At 45.8% G+C, this 21972-nt stretch carries 27 protein-coding genes; all 27 read left to right on the top strand.

What is annotated here, in order from left to right; genetic code table 11:
- Positions 1 to 254: 254 nt before the first annotated feature.
- The 27 genes from rpoB to rpmD all read left to right on the top strand — a co-directional run bounded on the left by rpoB (position 255) and on the right by rpmD (position 21929).
- Positions 255 to 3800, top strand: a complete 3546-nt coding sequence (gene rpoB / locus ACFTRD_RS31665; protein WP_062329482.1) for a DNA-directed RNA polymerase subunit beta — start codon at positions 255 to 257, stop codon at positions 3798 to 3800.
- 112 nt (positions 3801 to 3912) lie between these two features.
- Positions 3913 to 7527, top strand: coding sequence for a DNA-directed RNA polymerase subunit beta' (gene rpoC, locus ACFTRD_RS31660; protein ID WP_192271099.1), 3615 nt, complete (start codon positions 3913 to 3915; stop codon positions 7525 to 7527).
- Positions 7528 to 7731: 204 nt separating this feature from the next.
- Positions 7732 to 7980: a ribosomal L7Ae/L30e/S12e/Gadd45 family protein gene (locus ACFTRD_RS31655; RefSeq protein WP_379386912.1), complete on the top strand. Its 249-nt coding sequence runs from the start codon at positions 7732 to 7734 to the stop codon at positions 7978 to 7980.
- Between the two features lie 153 nt (positions 7981 to 8133).
- Positions 8134 to 8556: a 30S ribosomal protein S12 gene (rpsL, locus tag ACFTRD_RS31650; RefSeq protein WP_056697677.1), complete on the top strand. Its 423-nt coding sequence runs from the start codon at positions 8134 to 8136 to the stop codon at positions 8554 to 8556.
- A gap of 90 nt (positions 8557 to 8646) precedes the next feature.
- Positions 8647 to 9117: a 30S ribosomal protein S7 gene (rpsG, locus tag ACFTRD_RS31645; protein WP_007432586.1), complete on the top strand. Its 471-nt coding sequence runs from the start codon at positions 8647 to 8649 to the stop codon at positions 9115 to 9117.
- Between the two features lie 47 nt (positions 9118 to 9164).
- On the top strand, positions 9165 to 11243 hold the full coding sequence (gene fusA / locus ACFTRD_RS31640) for an elongation factor G (RefSeq protein WP_379386908.1): 2079 nt from the start codon (positions 9165 to 9167) through the stop codon (positions 11241 to 11243).
- 98 nt (positions 11244 to 11341) lie between these two features.
- On the top strand, positions 11342 to 12532 hold the full coding sequence (gene tuf, locus ACFTRD_RS31635) for an elongation factor Tu (RefSeq protein ID WP_062329473.1): 1191 nt from the start codon (positions 11342 to 11344) through the stop codon (positions 12530 to 12532).
- 436 nt (positions 12533 to 12968) lie between these two features.
- Positions 12969 to 13277, top strand: coding sequence for a 30S ribosomal protein S10 (gene rpsJ, locus ACFTRD_RS31630; protein WP_017692074.1), 309 nt, complete (start codon positions 12969 to 12971; stop codon positions 13275 to 13277).
- Positions 13278 to 13322: 45 nt separating this feature from the next.
- Positions 13323 to 13946 (top strand): 50S ribosomal protein L3, encoded by a 624-nt coding sequence (rplC, locus tag ACFTRD_RS31625; protein ID WP_090905287.1) that lies wholly within the window; start codon positions 13323 to 13325, stop codon positions 13944 to 13946.
- A gap of 25 nt (positions 13947 to 13971) precedes the next feature.
- Entirely contained in the window at positions 13972 to 14595 is a 624-nt protein-coding gene (gene rplD, locus ACFTRD_RS31620; protein ID WP_192271095.1) for a 50S ribosomal protein L4, read from the top strand.
- Entirely contained in the window at positions 14595 to 14885 is a 291-nt protein-coding gene (gene rplW / locus ACFTRD_RS31615) for a 50S ribosomal protein L23 (protein ID WP_024633586.1), read from the top strand. Before rplD ends, rplW begins: the two co-directional genes overlap by 1 nt.
- 31 nt (positions 14886 to 14916) lie before the next feature.
- Positions 14917 to 15747 carry a 50S ribosomal protein L2 gene (rplB, locus tag ACFTRD_RS31610; protein WP_379386904.1) on the top strand — a complete coding sequence of 277 codons (831 nt, stop codon included), beginning with the start codon at positions 14917 to 14919 and terminating at the stop codon, positions 15745 to 15747.
- A gap of 71 nt (positions 15748 to 15818) precedes the next feature.
- Positions 15819 to 16097 carry a 30S ribosomal protein S19 gene (rpsS, locus tag ACFTRD_RS31605; RefSeq protein ID WP_024633584.1) on the top strand — a complete coding sequence of 93 codons (279 nt, stop codon included), beginning with the start codon at positions 15819 to 15821 and terminating at the stop codon, positions 16095 to 16097.
- 35 nt (positions 16098 to 16132) lie between these two features.
- Positions 16133 to 16465: a 50S ribosomal protein L22 gene (gene rplV, locus ACFTRD_RS31600; RefSeq protein WP_024633583.1), complete on the top strand. Its 333-nt coding sequence runs from the start codon at positions 16133 to 16135 to the stop codon at positions 16463 to 16465.
- A 15-nt stretch (positions 16466 to 16480) separates the two neighbouring features.
- Complete coding sequence (rpsC, locus tag ACFTRD_RS31595) at positions 16481 to 17146, top strand: 30S ribosomal protein S3 (protein ID WP_024633582.1); 666 nt, start codon at positions 16481 to 16483, stop codon at positions 17144 to 17146.
- 2 nt (positions 17147 to 17148) lie between these two features.
- On the top strand, positions 17149 to 17583 hold the full coding sequence (gene rplP / locus ACFTRD_RS31590) for a 50S ribosomal protein L16 (RefSeq protein ID WP_017692082.1): 435 nt from the start codon (positions 17149 to 17151) through the stop codon (positions 17581 to 17583).
- On the top strand, positions 17573 to 17770 hold the full coding sequence (rpmC, locus tag ACFTRD_RS31585) for a 50S ribosomal protein L29 (RefSeq protein ID WP_017692083.1): 198 nt from the start codon (positions 17573 to 17575) through the stop codon (positions 17768 to 17770). Before rplP ends, rpmC begins: the two co-directional genes overlap by 11 nt.
- Positions 17771 to 17818: 48 nt before the next feature.
- Positions 17819 to 18085, top strand: a complete 267-nt coding sequence (rpsQ, locus tag ACFTRD_RS31580; protein WP_017692084.1) for a 30S ribosomal protein S17 — start codon at positions 17819 to 17821, stop codon at positions 18083 to 18085.
- Between the two features lie 35 nt (positions 18086 to 18120).
- Entirely contained in the window at positions 18121 to 18489 is a 369-nt protein-coding gene (gene rplN / locus ACFTRD_RS31575) for a 50S ribosomal protein L14 (RefSeq protein ID WP_024633579.1), read from the top strand.
- A 39-nt stretch (positions 18490 to 18528) separates the two neighbouring features.
- Complete coding sequence (gene rplX, locus ACFTRD_RS31570; protein ID WP_024633578.1) at positions 18529 to 18882, top strand: 50S ribosomal protein L24; 354 nt, start codon at positions 18529 to 18531, stop codon at positions 18880 to 18882.
- Between the two features lie 32 nt (positions 18883 to 18914).
- Complete coding sequence (rplE, locus tag ACFTRD_RS31565) at positions 18915 to 19457, top strand: 50S ribosomal protein L5 (RefSeq protein WP_062329467.1); 543 nt, start codon at positions 18915 to 18917, stop codon at positions 19455 to 19457.
- Between the two features lie 73 nt (positions 19458 to 19530).
- Positions 19531 to 19716: a type Z 30S ribosomal protein S14 gene (locus tag ACFTRD_RS31560; RefSeq protein WP_013312154.1), complete on the top strand. Its 186-nt coding sequence runs from the start codon at positions 19531 to 19533 to the stop codon at positions 19714 to 19716.
- Between the two features lie 32 nt (positions 19717 to 19748).
- Positions 19749 to 20147 (top strand): 30S ribosomal protein S8, encoded by a 399-nt coding sequence (gene rpsH / locus ACFTRD_RS31555; protein ID WP_017692088.1) that lies wholly within the window; start codon positions 19749 to 19751, stop codon positions 20145 to 20147.
- Positions 20148 to 20177: 30 nt separating this feature from the next.
- Positions 20178 to 20720: a 50S ribosomal protein L6 gene (gene rplF, locus ACFTRD_RS31550; protein ID WP_024633576.1), complete on the top strand. Its 543-nt coding sequence runs from the start codon at positions 20178 to 20180 to the stop codon at positions 20718 to 20720.
- Positions 20721 to 20837: 117 nt separating this feature from the next.
- Positions 20838 to 21206 (top strand): 50S ribosomal protein L18, encoded by a 369-nt coding sequence (gene rplR / locus ACFTRD_RS31545; RefSeq protein WP_062329465.1) that lies wholly within the window; start codon positions 20838 to 20840, stop codon positions 21204 to 21206.
- A gap of 27 nt (positions 21207 to 21233) precedes the next feature.
- On the top strand, positions 21234 to 21731 hold the full coding sequence (gene rpsE, locus ACFTRD_RS31540) for a 30S ribosomal protein S5 (RefSeq protein WP_024633574.1): 498 nt from the start codon (positions 21234 to 21236) through the stop codon (positions 21729 to 21731).
- Between the two features lie 12 nt (positions 21732 to 21743).
- On the top strand, positions 21744 to 21929 hold the full coding sequence (rpmD, locus tag ACFTRD_RS31535) for a 50S ribosomal protein L30 (protein ID WP_017692092.1): 186 nt from the start codon (positions 21744 to 21746) through the stop codon (positions 21927 to 21929).
- Positions 21930 to 21972 lie beyond the last annotated feature (43 nt).

The following is a 21972-nucleotide window of genomic DNA, read 5'->3' as shown; positions in this document are numbered from 1 at the left end:
TTTTTACGCCGAACGGGCTTATTATGCCTACGTTTGGCGTATAATATGTACATTTTGGGCAAACTGGGGATAAGTATCTTTTGGAAAGACATCCGCCGATCAAAGTTGCTCTTTTATCGAACGACATTCGAGTAAGGGCTTTTCTTTATTTGTGGATGCATTGCTTTGCTCTGTATGTGTACCATTATAAGGTTACAAACAGAGGTTCGCAACGAAATTTTTAAAGTGAGTAGACATTGAGGGGTGAGTTTAAGTTGGCAGGACATCTTGTTCAATATGGTCGACGCACTCGGCGCAGTTATGCACGAATTAACGAGATACTCGAAGTTCCGAACCTGATTGAAATCCAACAAAAATCCTATGATTGGTTTTTGGAGGAAGGGTTGCGCGAAATGTTCCAGGATATCTCGCCGATCCAGGATTTTACAGGTAACTTGATTTTGGAATTTATCGATTACAGTCTCGGTGAACCGAAGTATACAGTAGACGACGCGAAAGAGCGTGACGTTACTTATGCAGCACCGCTTCGGGTCAAAGTCCGGCTCATTAATAAGGAAACCGGAGAAGTCAAAGAGCAGGAAGTATTCATGGGAGATTTCCCGCTGATGACCGATACTGGCACATTTATTATTAATGGTGCTGAACGGGTTATTGTCAGCCAGTTGGTTCGCTCTCCTAGCGTTTACTTCAGTACCAAAGTTGATAAAAACGCCAAAAAAACGTATACCGCTACAGTTATTCCTAACCGCGGCGCTTGGCTCGAACTGGAGATGGACGCGAAGGATGTTGTATACGTCCGGATCGACCGTACACGTAAAATACCGGTGACGGTTCTCCTGCGTGCACTTGGTTTTGGCACAGACGCTGAGATTCTGGATCTGCTCGGTAATGACGAATATATCCGCAATACGCTGGACAAAGACAATACAGATTCCACGGAGAAAGCTCTGATTGAGATTTATGAGCGTCTTCGTCCGGGTGAGCCGCCAACGCTTGATAATGCGAAAAGCTTGCTCGTAGCTCGTTTCTTTGATCCAAAACGTTATGACCTGGCTAACGTAGGTCGTTACAAAATCAACAAAAAGCTGCACATCAAAAACCGTTTGTTCAATCAACGTTTGGCTGAATCTCTCATTGATACCGACACGGGTGAGATTATCGCCGAAGCGGGGCAAATGGTAGACCGTCGTTTGCTCGACGAAATTATGCCGCATCTGGAGAAAAACGTTGGATTCCGCACGTATCACGTGGCTAACGGTGTTTTGGATGCTAATGATATTCCAATGCAAACGATTGATGTGTTTTCACCAATTGAGGATGGTAAGGTTGTTAAATTGATTGCCAATGCTAACATTGATAAATCAGTGAAAAACGTAACACCGGCTGATATCATTTCCTCTATCAGTTACTTCATTAACCTTCTGCACGGCATCGGAAGCACAGATGATATCGATCACCTGGGTAACCGTCGTCTCCGTTCGGTCGGTGAACTCTTGCAAAATCAGTTCCGGATCGGTTTGTCCCGTATGGAGCGTGTGGTTCGTGAGAGAATGTCCATTCAGGATGCTAACGTAATCACGCCTCAGGCTCTGATTAACATACGTCCTGTTATCGCATCCATTAAAGAGTTCTTTGGTAGCTCCCAATTGTCACAGTTTATGGATCAAACGAACCCATTGGGTGAATTGACGCATAAACGCCGTCTGTCCGCACTCGGACCGGGTGGTTTGACACGTGAGCGTGCAGGCATGGAAGTCCGTGACGTCCATCCATCCCACTATGGCCGGATGTGTCCGATCGAGACACCAGAGGGACCAAACATTGGTTTGATCAACTCTCTGTCTACATTTGCCCGGGTGAACGAATATGGTTTCATTGAAGCTCCATATCGCTGGGTAGATCCGAAGACGGGTGTCGTAACCGAGCAAATCGATTACCTGACAGCAGACGAAGAGGACAACTATGTCATCGCTCAAGCGAATGCGAAGCTGAATGAAGATAGTACTTTTGCCGAAGAAGCGATCATTGTACGTTACAACAAGCAATCGGATAACATCCTCACGATGCCGAGTGAGCGAGTGGACTACATGGACGTATCTCCGAAGCAAGTGGTATCCGTCGCTACGGCGCTCATTCCGTTCCTCGAGAACGATGACTCCAACCGTGCGCTCATGGGATCGAACATGCAACGGCAAGCCGTTCCACTCTTGATTCCTAAAGCTCCGCTGGTCGGAACAGGTATGGAACACAAAGCCGCGAAAGATTCCGGTGTATGTATTGTCTCCAAATATGACGGGATTATTGAACGTTCTTCTGCGAATGAAATTTGGTTGCGTCGTATTGAAGAAGTTGATGGTCAAGAAGTCAAAGGCGATATCGTTAAATATAAATTACACAAATTTATGCGTTCAAACCAAGGAACATGCATTAACCAGCGTCCGATTGTCAAAAGAGGTGCTGTTGTCAAAGCTGGCGACATCCTCGCAGACGGTCCTTCAACGGAAATGGGTGAATTGGCACTGGGACGTAACGTCGTCGTTGCCTTCATGACTTGGGAAGGCTACAACTACGAGGATGCGATCCTGCTCAGTGAAAAACTCGTTAAAGAAGATGTGTATACATCCATCCATATCGAGGAATATGAGTCGGAAGCACGTGATACCAAGCTCGGACCTGAAGAGATCACACGTGATATCCCGAATGTTGGGGAAGAAGCGCTGCGTAATCTGGATGAGCGCGGTATTATCCGCATCGGTGCTGAGATCAGTGCCGGCGACATTCTGGTTGGTAAAGTAACACCGAAAGGTGTAACAGAACTGACTGCTGAAGAGCGTCTCCTGCATGCGATTTTCGGTGAGAAAGCGCGTGAAGTACGTGATACTTCCTTGCGTGTTCCTCACGGTACTGACGGTATCGTAGTCGACGTAAAAGTATTTACCCGTGAAAACGGTGATGAACTGCCTCCAGGTGTGAACCAGCTCGTTCGTGTCTATATCGCTCAAAAACGGAAAATTTCCGAGGGTGATAAAATGGCCGGACGTCACGGTAACAAAGGGGTCGTCGCTCGTATCCTGCCGGAAGAAGATATGCCATTCCTGCCGGATGGAACACCGGTTCAGATCGTTCTTAACCCGCTGGGCGTACCTTCCCGGATGAACATCGGTCAAGTACTTGAAGTTCACTTGGGTATGGCAGCCATGCAGCTCGGTATTCACGTAGCAACGCCTGTATTCGACGGAGCGAAGGAGTATGACGTCTTCGATACGATGGAAGAAGCAGGCATGCAGCGTAATGGTAAAACCGTTCTATACGATGGCCGTACCGGAGAAGAGTTTGAACGTGAAGTTACTGTCGGCGTCATGCACATGATCAAGCTGGCACACATGGTTGACGATAAAATCCATGCTCGTTCTACAGGTCCTTACTCACTCGTTACGCAACAGCCTCTGGGTGGTAAAGCTCAGTTTGGTGGTCAACGTTTCGGTGAGATGGAAGTATGGGCGCTTGAGGCTTATGGTGCCGCTTATACACTGCAAGAGATCTTGACTGTTAAGTCCGATGATGTTGTAGGTCGGGTGAAAACGTATGAGTCCATCGTCAAAGGCGAGAATGTTCCGGAACCAGGTGTTCCTGAGTCATTCAAAGTATTGATCAAAGAGCTGCAAAGCTTGGGTATGGACGTTAAGATTTTGAGCGAAGATGAGCAAGAGATTGAAATGAAAGAAATGGACGATGAAGATGACGCTGCGAGCGATAAGCTCAGCCTCAACCTTGAGGGTACAGAGGTCGGAGCGGAGTAACCGCTTCGGGCGCATGATGACCGGCGTTTTTCATCAGGCTCGCGTCTTGCTCCGGCTTCGGCCGGAGGGGGCGTAACCTAGAATACAGGACTTGGTTAAGGAGGGTTGCTCCTTGTTGGACGTCAACAATTTCGAATACATGAAGATCGGGCTTGCTTCCCCAGAAAAAATTCGTTCTTGGTCCCGCGGAGAAGTGAAAAAACCGGAAACGATCAACTATCGTACGTTGAAACCGGAAAAAGAAGGGCTGTTCTGCGAAAAGATTTTTGGCCCTACAAAAGACTGGGAATGTCATTGCGGTAAATACAAACGCGTCCGTTATAAAGGCGTTGTCTGTGATCGTTGTGGCGTTGAAGTTACACGTGCGAAAGTACGCCGCGAACGGATGGGTCATATTGAGCTCGCTGCTCCGGTATCGCACATCTGGTACTTCAAAGGTATTCCGAGCCGCATGGGTCTCGCTTTGGATATGTCTCCAAGATCTCTCGAGGAGATTATTTATTTTGCATCATATGTAGTAACCGATCCAGGAGAAACTCCACTGGAGAGAAAACAGCTGTTGTCCGAGAAAGAATACCGCAGCTATCGTGAAAAATACGGATATGGTTTCCAGGCTGGCATGGGTGCCGAAGCGGTTAAGAAATTGCTTCAAGACCTTGATATAGACAAAGAGCTCGAGTTTCTGAAAGAAGAGCTCCGGACTGCACAAGGACAACGTCGTAACCGTGCAATCAAACGTTTGGAAGTTATCGAAGCATTCCGCAACTCGGGTAACAAACCTGAGTGGATGATCATGGATGTACTTCCTGTTATCCCGCCGGAACTTCGTCCAATGGTACAGCTGGATGGTGGACGTTTTGCAACGTCTGACCTGAATGATCTGTATCGCCGTGTAATCAACCGGAACAACCGTCTGAAACGTCTGCTTGACCTTGGCGCACCAGACATTATCGTGCAAAATGAGAAACGGATGCTGCAGGAAGCGGTTGACGCATTGATCGACAACGGTCGTCGCGGACGCCCTGTAACAGGTCCGGGTAACCGTCCATTGAAATCTCTCAGCCACATGCTGAAAGGTAAACAAGGACGTTTCCGTCAGAACTTGCTCGGTAAACGGGTTGACTATTCCGGTCGTTCCGTTATCGTGGTTGGACCTTACCTGAAAATGTATCAATGTGGTCTGCCAAAAGATATGGCACTTGAACTGTTCAAGCCTTTCGTCATGAAAGAGCTTGTAAATAAAGGGCTTGCCCACAACATCAAGAGCGCTAAACGTAAAGTTGAGCGTGTAAGTCCTGAAGTATGGGATGTTCTTGAAGAAGTAATCAAGGAGCATCCGGTTCTTCTGAACCGTGCCCCTACGCTTCACCGTCTCGGTATTCAAGCATTTGAACCGATTCTTGTTGAAGGTAAAGCGATTCGTCTTCACCCACTCGTATGTACGGCTTACAATGCCGACTTTGACGGTGACCAAATGGCCGTGCACGTTCCATTGTCCGCTGAAGCTCAAGCGGAAGCACGTATCCTGATGCTTGCATCAGGCAACATTTTGAACCCGAAAGACGGTAAACCGGTTGTTACCCCTTCCCAGGATATGGTGCTTGGTTCTTATTACCTGACCATGGACAACAAGGAAGAAAAGGGAACAGGTATGATTTTGCGTACAGTTAACGAAGCGGTATCTGCGTATCAACGTGGAACTGCAGGATTGCATGCACGTGTAGCCATCCCGGTTAGAGCACTTGGTAAAACCATCTTCACCGAAGAGCAACAAGATGCAATGTTGCTGACTACCATCGGCAAAATCATCTTTAATGAAATCTTCCCGGCAAGCTTCCCTTACATCAATGATGCAACACGTGCAAACCTGTACCAAGGTACTGCAGAGCATTCATTTGTGTATGAAAAGGGTGCTGACCTTAGAGAAGCCATCATGAATGCTCCTTTGGCTGGCGGTGTGGGTAAAGAATACCTCGGTTCTATCATCGCACGTTGTTTTGAAATTTATCACACAACGGAAACAGCCGTTATTTTGGATAAAATCAAACAACTCGGATTCACATACTCCACTCGTGCCGGTATTACGGTTGCGGTATCGGATGTTATCGTACCGCCTGAGAAATTTGAAATTCTCAGACAGTCCGAAGAAAAAGCGCAAATCGTTACGAACCAGTACCGTCGTGGTCTGATTACAAACGAGGAGCGTTATGACCGCATCATTGACATCTGGTCGAAATCGAAAGATGATATCACCGAGATTCTGATGAAATCGATGGACCGTTACAATTCCATCATGATGATGGTTGACTCTAAAGCGCGTGGTAACAAATCGCAAATCACCCAATTGGGCGGTATGCGTGGTCTGATGGCCAACCCATCCGGTCGGATCATCGAACTCCCAATCAAATCGAACTTCCGTGAAGGTCTGACGGTACTCGAATACTTCATCTCGACTCACGGTGCCCGTAAAGGTTTGGCCGATACGGCTCTGCGTACAGCGGATTCAGGTTACCTGACTCGTCGTCTCGTAGACGTGGCACAAGACGTAATCGTGCGTGAAGATGATTGTGGAACAGATAAAGGCTTCACGGTAAGTCGAATCCAGGATGGTAAAGAGGTTATTGAGGATCTCTACGACCGTATTGAAGGCAGATACTGCTTCGAGACTGTTCGTCATCCGGAAACAAAAGAAATTATTGCACACCGCAATGAACTGATTGACTCCGACAAAGCTGAGGCAATCATTAAAGCGGGTGTAACCAAATTGCAAATCCGCTCCGTACTCAGCTGCCGTGCAAGTCACGGTGTCTGCAAGAAGTGTTACGGTCGCAACCTGGCAACAGGTAAACACGTGGAGATTGGTGAAGCAGTTGGTATTATCGCAGCACAATCCATTGGTGAGCCGGGAACACAGCTTACAATGCGTACGTTCCACACCGGTGGTGTAGCCGGAGACGATATTACGCAAGGTTTGCCGCGTATTCAGGAGTTGTTTGAGGCTCGTAATCCTAAGGGTCAAGCAACGATCAGTGAGATTGATGGTGTTGTTAAAGAGATTCGCGAAGCGAAAGATCGTCGTGAAATCGAAATTCAAGGTGAGGCAGAATCCAAAGTTTACTCTGTTACCTACGGTTCCCGTGTACGCGTAAGCGAAGGCATGGAAATTGAGGCAGGCGACGAATTGACTGACGGTTCTATCGATCCTAAAGAAATGCTGCGCATTAAAGGCGTACGTGGCGTACAAAACTACATTTTGCAGGAAGTACAGCGCGTATACCGTAACCAAGGCGTAGAAATTAACGATAAACACGTTGAAGTTATGATCCGTCAAATGTTGCGTAAAATCCGTATCGTTGATGCGGGAGATACAACGCTATTGCCAGGATCATTCGTGGATACTCATGAGTACGAAAGAGCTAACAAAATAGCGATTCTGAGTGATAAAGAGCCAGCGGTTGCAAAACCAATCTTGCTCGGTATTACAAAAGCGTCTCTGGAAACAGACTCTTTCCTCTCAGCGGCTTCGTTCCAAGAGACTACACGTGTATTGACAGATGCGGCGATCAAAGGTAAAGTCGATCAGCTGCTCGGTCTGAAAGAAAATGTAATTATCGGTAAATTGATTCCTGCAGGTACAGGTATGCACCGTTACCGCAGCATCAAATTTGCCGAGCCAGAAGATGGTCAATCTTCAGTAGAAGAACTTGAGCCAGTTTCTGTTGATTAATTAATTCGCTCTCTCATAAGAGAGTAGAATAGATTTTTGTACGCCGGGAGACGGACGACTGTTTCATACAGGCGGACGTTTCCCGAAACGGCAAAATTGCAAATTAATGTTTTGTAATTAGCATTGACATTGCTTGCGCTAGATGCTAATATATCAAAGGTGCGTGGGCAGCTGTTGTATATGGTCCTATTCGGAGGAATGAACATGTCTAATGAAAAAGGTCTGCAAGATGCTCATGTCAAAATTGGTACCAAACAGACCATGCGGATGGTTCAATCAGGAATGGCTTCTGAGGTCTATGTGGCTGAAGATAGTGATCCGCAGCTCACTTCCAAAATCATTGCCTTATGTGAACAACACAATGTGAAGTACACGAAAGTGGATACAATGAAAAATCTCGGCAAAGCTTGCGGGATTGGAGTGGGAGCAGCGATGGCTGCTGTCGTCAAATGATAGGGTAAGGAACGTTTTTGTCCGAGAACTTTTAGGGATTCTCCAAGGCAAAAACTTTTCATTTGTCTTTTTATGAACCGCCTGGGTCTGTGGACTTAGCGAAAAGAGGTTTATAAAGAAACATGAACAATTGAGGAAGGGGGTGGCAATCACATGCCAACTATTAACCAACTGGTACGTAAAGGACGTCAAGCAAAAGTTGACAAGTCCAAATCGCCAGCTTTGCAAAAAGGGTTCAACGCTTTGAAACGTGAATCGACTAACATCAGTGCCCCACAAAAACGTGGTGTCTGCACTCGTGTAGGTACAATGACTCCACGTAAACCAAACTCTGCACTTCGTAAGTATGCCCGTGTTCGTTTGACGAACCGTCTCGAGGTAACTGCTTATATCCCGGGTATCGGACATAACCTTCAAGAGCACAGTGTTGTGTTGATCCGCGGAGGTAAAGTTAAAGACCTTGCAGGAGTTCGTTATCACATCGTTCGTGGAGCTCTTGATACAGCAGGCGTTAACAATCGTATGCAAGCACGTTCGAAATACGGTGCTAAACGTCCAAAAGCTAAAAAAGCCTAAACCATTATAAGAAGCTATTCTGAATACCTTCTAGGTTAAGGCCATAGAAGGTGCAGGAATCAGCTGAAGAAGAAAGAAAGGGGGATATCCATGCCACGCAAAGGTCCAGTTACGAAAAGAGACGTGTTGCCAGATCCGGTATACAACAGCAAGTTGGTTACTCGTTTGATCAACCGCATCATGCTCGACGGAAAACGCGGTGTTGCTCAAAGCATTCTGTATAATGCGTTCAAGTTGATTCAAGAACGTACGGGTAATGACCCGATGGAAGTATTTGAAGCAGCAATCAAGAATATCATGCCAGTCCTGGAAGTTAAAGCTCGCCGTGTCGGCGGTGCCAACTACCAAGTACCAATCGAGGTAAAACCAGAGAGACGTACTTCCCTGGGATTACGTTGGCTCGTGAACTACTCCCGCAACCGCGGTGAGAAAACAATGGAAGAGCGTTTGGCGGCTGAGATCATCGACGCTTCCAACAACACAGGCGCTTCCGTTAAGAAACGTGAAGATACGCACAAAATGGCTGAAGCGAACAAAGCGTTTGCTCACTACCGTTGGTAGGATTCAGTTCACAATAATAACTTCTATTTTGAAGGGAGACCCAATTCATGGCAAGAGAGTTCTCCTTGAAAAATACACGTAATATCGGGATCATGGCTCATATTGACGCGGGTAAAACCACTACAACTGAGCGGATCTTGTTCTACACAGGCCGTACGCACAAAATCGGTGAAGTACACGAAGGTGCTGCTACAATGGACTGGATGGAACAGGAACAGGAGCGCGGAATTACGATTACTTCCGCTGCGACTACCGCTGCTTGGAAGGGCCACCGCGTTAATATCATTGATACCCCGGGACACGTTGACTTCACTGTTGAAGTTGAACGTTCCCTTCGTGTATTGGACGGAGCAGTTGGTGTATTCAGTGCGAAAGAAGGCGTTGAGCCTCAGTCCGAAACCGTATGGAGACAGGCTGACAAGTACGGCGTACCTCGTATCGCTTACGTAAACAAAATGGATATCATCGGTGCTGACTTCCTGAACGTTGTATCTGACATGCGTGATCGCCTTCAAGCGAACGCTGTTGCGATTCAACTTCCAATCGGCGCTGAAAATGATTTCAAAGGTATCATTGATATCGTTGCTCAAAAGGCTCATATGTACAAAGATGACCTGGGACAAGATATCGAAGAAACCGAAATTCCTGCAGAATTTGCAGATCAAGTTGAAGAACTTCGCAACGAGTTGATTGAGCGCGTTGCTGAACTGGATGAAGATTTGACAATGAAATACCTGGAAGGCGAAGAGATCACAATTGATGAGATCAAATCCGTACTCCGTAAAGGTGTTGTAGATGTTAAGATCTTCCCGGTTATCTGTGGATCCTCATATCGTAACAAAGGTGTTCAACTGATGTTGGATGCTGTTATCGACTACTTGCCAGCTCCAACAGATGTACCATCAATCACAGGTCATCTTGAAGATGGAACTGAAGCAGTTCGTAAGTCCTCTGATGAAGAGCCATTCTCCGCATTGGCATTCAAAATCATGACTGACCCTTACGTTGGTAAATTGACATTCTTCCGCGTATACTCCGGTGTTCTTCAATCCGGTTCATATGTCTTGAATGCCACTAAAAACAAACGTGAGCGTATCGGTCGTATCCTTCAAATGCATGCGAACAGCCGTCAAGAGATCACTGAAGTTTACTCCGGTGATATTGCAGCTGCCGTAGGTTTGAAAGATACGGGTACAGGTGATACACTATGTGATGAGAAAAATCCGGTTATCCTGGAGTCAATGAACTTCCCTGATCCGGTTATCGAAATCGCCGTTGAACCTAAAACCAAAGCTGACCAAGATAAAATGGGTGTTGCTCTCGGTAAGTTGACTGAAGAGGATCCAACTCTTCGTGCTCATACTGACGAAGAAACAGGTCAAACCATCTTGGCAGGTATGGGTGAGCTTCACCTTGATATCATCATCGACCGTATGCGTCGTGAGTTCAAGGTTGAAACTACTGTGGGTAAACCACAAGTAGCTTACCGTGAAACATTCCGTGCTCCAGCGCGCGTTGAAGGTAAATTCGTACGTCAATCCGGTGGTCGTGGTCAATACGGTCACGTATGGGTTGAATTCGAACCTCTAGAACCAGGTACAGGCAGCCAGTTCGAAAGTAAGGTTGTCGGTGGATCTGTTCCAAGAGAATACATTCAACCAGCTCTTGCGGGAATTGAAGAGCAAATGAAAAACGGCGTTATCGCAGGCTTCCCGCTTGTTGACGTTAAGGCTACAATCGTAGATGGATCTTATCATGATGTCGATTCCAACGAGATGGCATTTAAAATTGCCGGATCGATGGCGCTGAAAGCAGCAAAAGACAAATGTAGTCCAGTTCTGCTTGAGCCAATCATGAAAGTGGAAGTAACTGTTCCGGAAGAGTACATGGGTGACGTAATGGGTATGCTTAACTCCCGTCGTGGCCGCATCGAAGGTATGGATTCCCGTAGTGGAGCTCAAATCATTCGCGCTAAGGTACCTCTCTCCGAAATGTTCGGATACTCCACAACTCTTCGTTCCGGTACTCAAGGACGCGGCGTATTCTCCATGGAGCTCTCTCACTATGAAGAAGTTCCTAAGAGCATCGCTGAAGAGATTGTTGCAAAAACAAAAGGCACCGAGTAGTTTTCTCACACTAGATTCAAGTGCATAAGAATCTCGTATTCTTTGCACTTCGCCTAGTGTAAACATAAAATATATAATTTTAAGGAGGCCACGTTCAAATGGCAAAGGCTAAATACGAACGTAATAAACCACACGTTAACATTGGTACTATCGGTCACGTCGACCATGGTAAAACAACTCTGACTGCTGCAATCACTACTGTATTGTCCAAAACTTATGGTGGTGCAGCTGTAGCATTCGACCAAATCGACAAAGCTCCAGAAGAGCGCGAGCGCGGTATCACAATCTCCACAGCACACGTTGAGTATGAAACTGACACTCGTCACTACGCTCACGTAGACTGCCCAGGTCACGCCGACTATGTTAAAAACATGATCACTGGCGCGGCACAAATGGACGGAGCTATCTTGGTAGTATCCGCAGCTGACGGCCCAATGCCACAAACTCGTGAGCACATCTTGCTCTCCCGTCAAGTAGGCGTACCTTACATTGTTGTATTCTTGAACAAATGTGATATGGTCGAAGACGAAGAGTTGTTGGAATTGGTAGAGATGGAAGTTCGCGACCTTCTTAACGAATATGAGTTCCCAGGTGACGATACTCCAATCACTCGTGGATCCGCTCGTGAAGCTCTGCAAAACCCTGATGGTGAGTGGGCTCAAAAAATCGTTGAGATGTTCAAAGAAATCGATACTTACATCCCACTGCCTGAGCGTCAAACTGACAAGCCTTTCTTGATGCCTGTCGAGGACGTATTCTCCATCACTGGTCGTGGTACTGTTGCTACAGGCCGTGTAGAGCGTGGTACTGTTAAAGTCGGCGAAGAGATCGAAATCGTTGGTATCACTGAAGAAACTAAAAAATCCGTAGTTACAGGCGTTGAGATGTTCCGCAAATTGCTGGATTCCGCTCAAGCTGGTGACAACATCGGTGCCCTTCTTCGTGGTGTAGACCGTAACAACATCGAGCGTGGCCAAGTTTTGGCTAAACCAGGTTCTGTTAAGCCTCACACAGAATTCACTGCTCAAATCTACGTTTTGACTAAAGAAGAGGGTGGACGTCACAAACCATTCTTCACTGGTTACCGTCCACAGTTCTACTTCCGTACAACTGACGTAACAGGCATCATCAACTTGCCTGAAGGTACAGAAATGGTAATGCCTGGTGATAACATCACTGTTACTGTTTCCCTGATCTCCCCAATCGCGATTGAAGAAGGAACTAAGTTCTCCATTCGTGAAGGCGGACGTACAGTTGGTGCCGGTTCCGTAGCTAGCATCCAAAAATAATTCGGCATAACGCTGAGTAAGCATATGAAACAGTGTACTGGAACGAGTAACATTGTATTGTAACGAAGCTTCGGAAGAGTTCTTTATCCGACATCGGATAAAGAACTCTTTTATTATGTATATGATTCGGAACCTGCGTCATAAGGTTGAAGAGCATTCAGGCTTGTGGAGAAAGATTGGTTAAGGCAGCTTGCATATGGAACGAAACAACGCATTAAACAAAGTCATTTCAGATGAAAAGATAAGTTTAAATGTTTTTCTTAAATATGCTTGCAATATGCCCATCTTTTCTATATAATAATGAATGTTGTTCTGTGACGTTGCGATGATGTGAGAGGTTACTGGCACACCCGGCCCCTTTGCCATGGGACAGTGGCTAGAAAATTTTCACGGAGTATGTCCGATACCAAATTGGGCGATAGAAGGAGGGACTAAAATGGCAAAGCAAAAAATTCGTATTCGTTTGAAAGCTTACGACCACAGAATTCTTGATCAATCCGCGGAGAAAATTGTTGAAACTGCAAAACGTTCGGGTGCTGGTGTATCCGGTCCGATTCCGCTTCCAACTGAAAAACAAATCATTACTATTCTTCGTGCGGTGCACAAGTACAAGGATTCTCGGGAACAATTCGAACAACGCACACATAAGCGTTTGATCGACATCGTTAACCCGACTCCACAAACTGTGGATGCCTTGATGCGCTTGGATCTGCCGTCCGGTGTAGATATCGAAATTAAATTGTAATCTAAAGCAACAAAAGATTATTCATAAAGGAAAAGAGGTGTCAACATGAAAGGTATCTTAGGAAAAAAACTTGGAATGACTCAAGTCTTTACACCTGAAGGTAACGTTGTTCCAGTAACAGTTATCGAAGCAGGACCTTGTGTTGTTTTACAAAAGAAAGATCTTGAGAACGATGGCTACGAAGCAGTTCAAATCGGTTACTCCGATAAGAAAGAGAAAAATGCTAACAAGCCAGAAGCAGGACACGCTAAAAAAGCGAATACTGCACCTAAGCGCTACGTTCGTGAACTTCGCGGAATTAACATCGCGGAATATGAAGTTGGCCAAGAATTGAAAGCTGACATTTTCGCAGAAGGCGAGTTCGTTGACGTAACAGGTATTTCTAAAGGTAAAGGTTTTGCCGGCGTAATTAAACGTTGGGGACAAAGCACTGGACCTATGTCTCACGGTTCTCGTTATCACCGTGGCCCAGGTTCGATGGGTTCGATCCAAGCTAACCGCGTTCCTAAAGGCAAACACTTGCCAGGACACATGGGACATGAGACTGTTACAATCCAACGTCTTGAAGTTGTTAAAGTAGACGCTGAACGTAACGTGTTGCTCGTGAAAGGTTCCATTCCTGGACCGAAGAACAGCCTTGTAAAAGTTAAAGAAACGGTGAAAAAATAACCACTGAAGAAAGGAGGAACACAAAATGCCAAAAGTATCAGTTTACAATGTAGATGGTAGCCAAGTAGGCGAAGTTGAATTGAACGATGCGGTTTTCGGAATTGAGCCGAACCAACACGTTCTGTACGATGCAGTTCTTATGCAACGCGCTTCCCTTCGTCAAGGTACCCACAAAGTAAAAGGACGTTCTGAAGTACGTGGCGGTGGACGTAAACCTTGGAAACAAAAAGGTACAGGTCGCGCTCGTCAAGGTTCGATTCGTTCTCCACAATGGAAAGGCGGCGGTATCGTATTTGGTCCGACACCACGGAGCTATGCATACAAACTGCCTAAGAAAGTTCGCCGTTTGGCGATCAAATCAGCTCTTTCATCCAAAGTGCTCGACAATGACATTATCGTTCTGGATGCTCTCTCGCTGAGCACACCTAAAACAAAAGAATTTGCAGCCATCTTGAACAACTTGAAAGTTGGACGCAAAGCTTTGATCGTAGCTCCTAGCTATGATGATAATGTGGCTCTTTCCGCACGGAATATTCCTGGCGTGAAATTCGTAGCTGCTGACGGCATTAATGTTCTTGACGTGCTTTCGCACGACAAACTGATCATTACGAAAGAAGCAGTTCAGAAGGTAGAGGAGGTGCTCGCGTAATGAAGGATCCTCGTGATATTGTAAAACGTCCGATTATTACGGAACGTACTGCTGACATGATGAATGACTTGAAATATGTATTTGAAGTCGATATCCGTGCAAACAAAACCGAGATCAAAAAAGCCGTAGAAGCTATTTTCAACGTAAAAGTGAAAAACGTGAACACTCTGCGTGTTCCAGCTAAGCCTAAACGGTACGGACGTTATTCCGGATATACAAGCGAATGGAAAAAAGCGTTTGTAACGCTGACACAAGACAGCAAAACGCTTGAGTTCTTTGAAACTGTATAATTGAAATTTTTGAAGTAAGGAGGGAAACCTAGTGCCAATCAAAAAGTATAAACCAACATCCCCGGCAAGACGGAACATGTCCGTTTCTACATTTGAGGAAATCACCACAGATAAGCCGGAGAAATCGTTGTTGGCCCCGTTGAGCAAACAAGCAGGCCGCAACAACCAAGGTAAAATTACAGTTCGTCACCACGGTGGTGGACACAAACGTAAATACCGTATCATTGACTTCAAACGTACTAAAGATGGAATACCGGGCCGCGTTGCTACGATTGAGTATGACCCGAACCGTACATCCAACATCGCTTTGATTCACTACGCTGATGGTGAGAAACGTTACATCATCGCTCCTAAAGGTCTGAAAGTTGGCGATCAAGTATTCTCCGGTCCTGAAGCAGACATCAAAATCGGTAACGCACTGCCACTTGAAAACATTCCAGTAGGTACCGTTATCCACAACATCGAGTTGAAACCAGGTAAAGGCGGACAATTGGTTCGTGCTGCTGGTACAGAAGCTCAATTGCTTGGTAAAGAAGAAAAATACGTATCTGTTCGTCTCTCTTCCGGAGAAGTTCGTCGTATTCTGAAAGTTTGCCGTGCAACAATCGGATCTGTTGGTAACCAAGACCACGAGCTCATCAAAATCGGTAAAGCCGGTCGTAGCCGTTGGTTGGGACAACGTCCTGAAGTTCGTGGTGTAGTAATGAACCCTAACGATCACCCACACGGTGGTGGTGAAGGTCGTGCTCCAATCGGACGTAAATCGCCAATGTCACCATGGGGTAAACCTACTCTTGGTTACAAAACGCGTAAGAAAAATAAAGCTTCTGATAAATACATCATTCGCCGCCGCACGAAGTAATACACTCTGTGCATAACTTCGTGAGGCATCTGCGGATGCATAATAGCTACGTTTGAAGGGAGGATCTCCACATGGGTCGCAGTTTGAAAAAAGGGCCATTCATTGATGGCTACATGCTGAAAAAGGTAGAAGAGATGGAAGCATCCGGTAAAAAGCTTGTTATTAAAACCTGGTCCCGTCGTTCTACAATTTTCCCGCAATTCATCGGACACACATTTGGCGTATATGATGGTCGTAAACACGTGCCAGTATACGTAACTGAGGACATGGTCGGACACAAACTGGGTGAGTTCGCTCCAACCCGTACGTACAAAGGCCATACTGATGATGACAAGAAAACAAGAAGATAAATGAACATCTTTAATGTTTGAGAGGAGGTTACACAATGGAAGCAAAAGCACATGCTAAGTTTATCCGGATTGCTCCTCGTAAAGTTCAACTCGTTGTTGACTTGATTCGCGGCAAGCAAGTTGGTGAGGCGGTTGCCATTCTCCGTCACACTCCGAAATCCGCTTCTCCGATTGTTGAGAAGTTGCTTAACTCCGCGATTGCAAATGCGGAACATAACTATTCTTTGGATGTTAATAACTTGGTCATTTCGCAAGCTTACGTGAACCAAGGACCGACAATGAAACGTTTCCGCCCTCGTGCAATGGGACGTGCAAGTCGTATTAACAAACGTACTAGCCACATCACTTTGGTGGTATCTGAAAAGTAGAAGGAGGGGAAATGTGTGGGCCAAAAGGTAAATCCAGTCGGACTCCGTGTCGGAATTATCCGTGACTGGGAATCTAAGTGGTATGCAGGTAAAGACTTCGGCGATCTTTTGATGGAAGACGTGAAAATTCGTGAATTCCTGAAAAATAAATTGAAAGACTCCGCTATGTCTCGTGTTGAAATCGAGAGAGCGGCTAACCGCGTAAACGTAACGATTCACACTGCGAAACCAGGTATGGTTATCGGTAAAGGTGGTTCGGAAGTTGAAAATCTGCGTAATCAAATCACGAAAATCGCAGGCGGTAAAAAAGTACACATCAACATCTCTGAAATTAAGAACCAAGACCTGGACGCAATCCTGGTAGCAGAAAGCATTGCACAACAATTGGAACGTCGTGTTTCTTTCCGTCGTGCGTTGAAACAAGCTATTCAAAGAACAATGCGCTCTGGTGCAAAAGGTATTAAAACGCAAGTGGGCGGACGTCTTGGCGGTGCTGAGATTGCTCGTTCGGAAGGCTACAGCGAAGGAACTGTTCCACTGCACACGCTTCGTGCCGACATCGACTACGGTACAGCAGAGGCTCATACAACTTACGGCCGTATCGGCGTAAAAGTATGGATCTATCGTGGAGAGGTTCTTCCTACGGCTAAGAAACAAGCTGCTAAGGAAGGAGGCAACTAATCATGTTGGTACCAAAACGTGTAAAACACCGTAAGCAACAACGTGGACATATGAAGGGCCAGGCTAAAGGCGGAACTACGCTGAACTTTGGCGAATACGGTCTGCAAGCTACGGAACCGGCTTGGATTACGAACCGTCAAATCGAAGCGGCTCGTATTGCGATGACTCGTTACATCAAACGTGGTGGTAAAGTTTGGATCAAGATCTTCCCAGACAAACCAATCACTCAAAAGCCTCTCGAGGTTCGGATGGGTAGCGGTAAAGGTAACGTAGAAAAATGGGTTGCAGTTGTGAAACCAGGTAAGATCATGTTTGAACTTGCTGGTGTACCGGAGGAGATCGCACGCGAAGCGATGCGTCTTGCCGCTCACAAACTGCCAATCAAAACGAAGTTTGTGAAACGTGAAGAATTGGGTGGTGAAGCAAATGAAAGCTAGTGAATTTCGCAACCTAACCTCTGCTGAAATCGAGCAAAAGATTGCCGGATTTAAAGAAGAACTCTTTAACCTCCGCTTTCAACTCGCTACCGGTCAGCTGGATAACCCGACTCGAATCCGTGATGTGCGGAAAGAAATAGCTCGTGCTAAAACCATTATCCGTGAAAGAGAATTGGGAATCGGTTAATTAGGGATCGGATGTATATTCCGTCCGTAATCAGGAAGGAGGCCAACAATGAGCGAAGAACGTAACGCACGTAAAGTGCAAACCGGTAAAGTGGTCAGCGATAAAATGGACAAAACGATTGTTGTTGCTGTAGAAACTTACAAAAAACACAACCTGTACCATAAACGCATTAAGGTTACTAAAAAATTCAAAGCGCATGACGAAGAAAACACTGCGAAAATCGGTGACACGGTGAAAATCATGGAGACTCGTCCGCTTTCGAAAGATAAACGCTGGAGACTTACTGAAATCGTAGAAAAAGCGGTTATCATCTAATGCATCAGCAGCATAGCTGAAAGGAGGAATACTAAATGATTCAACCATTTACACGTTTGACTGTGGCTGACAACTCCGGTGCGAAGGAACTGATGTGTATCCGCGTACTCGGCGGTACGGGACGTCGTACAGCTCAAATCGGTGATCTGATCGTTTGTTCTGTAAAACAAGCAACACCAGGCGGCGTTGTCAAAAAAGGTGATGTAGTTAGAGCGGTTGTCGTTCGTACGAAACGTTCTGTACGTCGTAAAGACGGTTCCTACATCGGTTTTGATGAAAATGCAGCAGTTGTTGTAAAAGACGACAGAAGCCCACGTGGAACACGTATTTTCGGACCTGTTGCTCGTGAACTTCGCGAGAAAGACTTCATGAAAATCGTTTCCTTGGCCCCAGAAGTTATCTAAAGCTTAATCTCGTGATGTTAGAAACAGGAGGTGTACGAAATGCCAAGAGTGAAGAAAGTTCTGGAATCCCATAACAATAAACTTCATGTTAAAAAAGAAGATACAGTTATGGTGATCAGCGGTAAAGACAAAGGTAAAAAAGGCCGTGTCATCGCTGCTTATCCTCGTGAGAACCGCGTCCTTGTGGAAGGTGTTAACATGATTAAAAAACACCAGAAGCCTAACCAGCAAAATCCGCAAGGCGGCATTATCGAGAAGGAAGCTCCGATTCACGTTTCCAACGTAATGCACATCGATCCAAAGAGCGGAAAAGTAACCCGTGTAGGTTACAAAGTGTTGGATAACGGAAAGAAAGTGCGCGTTGCTAAACGTTCCGGAGAAATTATCGACTAATTGAACCGAATGAGAAAGGAGGTATATGATTCATGGCAGCAAGAATGAAAGAACGTTACCTGAACGAAATCGCTCCTGCTTTGATGCAGAAGTTTAACTATACAACGGTAATGCAAGTGCCGAAAATCGAGAAAATCGTTATCAACATGGGTGTGGGCGATGCTGTCCAAAACTCCAAAGTGTTGGATTCCGCTGTAAACGATTTGCAACTGATTGCAGGACAAAAACCTGTTATCACTCGTGCTAAAAAATCTATCGCAGGTTTCAAACTGCGTGAGAACATGCCTATCGGTGTGAAAGTAACTTTGCGCGGCGAGCGCATGTACTTCTTCCTCGATAAACTGTTCAACGTTACGCTTCCTCGTGTCCGCGACTTCCGCGGTGTATCGAGCAAAGCTTTCGACGGACGTGGTAACTATACACTGGGTCTGAAAGAACAACTGATCTTCCCAGAGATCGAGTATGATAAAGTAGACAAAGTCCGCGGTATGGATATTGTTATTGTTACAACGGCGAAAACAGACGAAGAGTCCCGTGAATTGCTCACGCAATTGGGAATGCCTTTCGTTAAATAATGTTGGTATAACGTTTCCGGGTGTCTGGAAAGACTCCCTTTTCTCCGAAATTATTTAGGAGGTGTCAGGCTAAGTGGCAAAAACTTCGATGAAAGTTAAACAACAACGTACACCAAAGTTTAAAGTACGTGCTTATACACGCTGTGAGCGTTGCGGACGTCCACATTCGGTACTGCAGAAGTTCAAAATTTGCAGAATTTGCTTCCGTGAATTAGCTTATAAAGGCCAGATTCCTGGCGTGAAAAAAGCAAGCTGGTAAAAAGTCCTGAACGGGAAGGAGGTTAACTCACAATGACTATGTCTGATCCAATTGCAGATATGCTTACTCGTATTCGTAACGCGAACACAGTTCGTCACGAAACGGTAGAAATGCCTGCTTCGACAATGAAAAAACAAATCGCCGATATCCTTAAGCGTGAAGGTTTCATCCGTGACGCTGAAGTTATCGATGATAACAAACAAGGGATTATCCGTGTTTTCCTGAAATACGGTCAAAATAACGAGCGCGTTATCACTGGTCTGAAAAGAATCAGTAAACCTGGTCTTCGTGTTTACACGAAAAGCAACGAAGTACCTCGTGTACTTGGTGGTCTGGGTATCGCGATTATCTCGACATCCAAAGGTATCATGACGGACAAAGAAGCTCGTCAATCAAAATCCGGCGGAGAAGTCGTCTGCTACGTTTGGTAATATAACGTCACAAGATAGGAGGTGCAACATATGTCTCGTATTGGTCGCAAACCAATTACAGTACCAAGTGGTGTGGACATCACACTGGACAACACCGTTATTACGGTAAAAGGACCAAAAGGATCTTTGACTCGTGAACTTCATAAAGACATGAAGGTTACAGTTGAAAACAACGAAATTACAGTTGTGCGTCCTTCCGATAACAAAACTCACCGTTCTTTGCACGGCACAACGCGTAGCGTTGTAAACAACATGGTGAGTGGTGTTACTGAAGGATTCGCAAAATCTCTGGAGCTGGTTGGGGTCGGATATCGTGCAAGCAAATCCGGAGATAAAATCGTTCTGAACGTTGGCTACTCTCACCCGGTTGAAATTACACCGGAAGCGGGAATCGAATTCGAAGTTCCTTCGAACACGAAAATCATCGTTCGCGGAATCGACAAAGAGCGTGTAGGTGCTTACGCTGCTAAAATCCGTTCCGTTCGTGAACCTGAGCCATACAAAGGTAAAGGTATTAAATATGAAGGCGAGCGTATCATCCGTAAGGAAGGTAAAGCCGGTAAGAAGAAATAAGATTTCTCTTACCGCCTTTGCGCGGTTTTCGGCTTGCTTGCTTCTTGTGTTTCTAATATACCCCGTGGCTTCTGGTTTGAAGCCAGCGAGGTAACCTGAAAGGAGTGAATCCCAGAGATGATTACGAAACAAGATAAAAACAAGGCTCGTCTGAAAAGACACCTGCGTGTTCGTAAGAAAATCCAAGGAACGGCAGCACGTCCTCGTTTGAACGTATTCCGTTCTGGTAAACATATGTATGCTCAAATTATCGATGACGTAGCTGGTGTTACGATCGCTTCCGCGTCTACTGTTGACAAAGAACTGAGCGGCGACATCAAAAACGGCGCATCTGTTGAATCTGCTCGTAAAGTTGGCGAACTCGTTGCTAAACGTGCAAAAGACAAAGGCGTTTCCAACATCGTATTTGACCGTAGCGGATATCTGTACCATGGTCGTATCGCAGCATTGGCTGCAGCGGCTCGTGAAGCAGGACTTGAGTTTTAAGATATTTTTCAAAAGGAGGTTAACGACTTGCGTGTAGATCCGAATACTTTGGAACTGTCTGAAAGAGTTGTAAATATTAATCGCGTAGCTAAAGTAGTAAAAGGCGGACGCCGTTTCAGCTTTAGCGCACTGGTTGTAGTCGGCGACGGCAACGGCTGGGTTGGAGCTGGTATCGGTAAAGCGGGCGAAGTACCTGATGCAATTCGCAAAGGTATTGAAGACGCTAAGAAAAACCTTGTACACGTTCCACTCGTAGGAACTTCGATTCCTCACTTGGTAACAGGTAAGTTCGGCGCAGGACGCGTTCTGTTGAAGCCAGCATCTGAAGGTACTGGTGTTATCGCTGGTGGTCCTGTACGTGCGGTTCTCGAACTTGCTGGTGTAGGTGACATTTTGACAAAATCTCTGGGTTCTTCGAATTCCATGAACATGGTCAATGCGACTTTGGAAGGTTTGTCCCGTTTGAAACGTGCTGAAGACGTGGCAAAACTGCGCGGCAAATCCGTCGAAGAGCTTCTGGGTTAAGGAGGGAATCTCATGGCTAAATTAGAAATTACCCTCGTCCGCAGCTTGATCGGACGTCCGGAGACGCAAAGAACAACTGTGAAAACATTGGGCTTGCGCAAAATCAACAGTAAAGTGGTTCAAAACGATAATCCTGCCATTCGTGGTATGATTAACAAAGTAAGCCACTTGGTCGCTGTTAAAGAAGTAGAAGCTTAAAAAAGGGTTAATCCCACAAATCTTTAAGGAGGTGCAACGAACG

The organism is Paenibacillus sp. NPDC056933, assembly GCF_042674385.1.
Lineage (GTDB): Bacteria > Bacillota > Bacilli > Paenibacillales > Paenibacillaceae > Paenibacillus.
The sequence above is the reverse complement of the archived record's forward strand: the minus strand, read 5'-3'. Positions and strand labels throughout refer to the sequence as shown.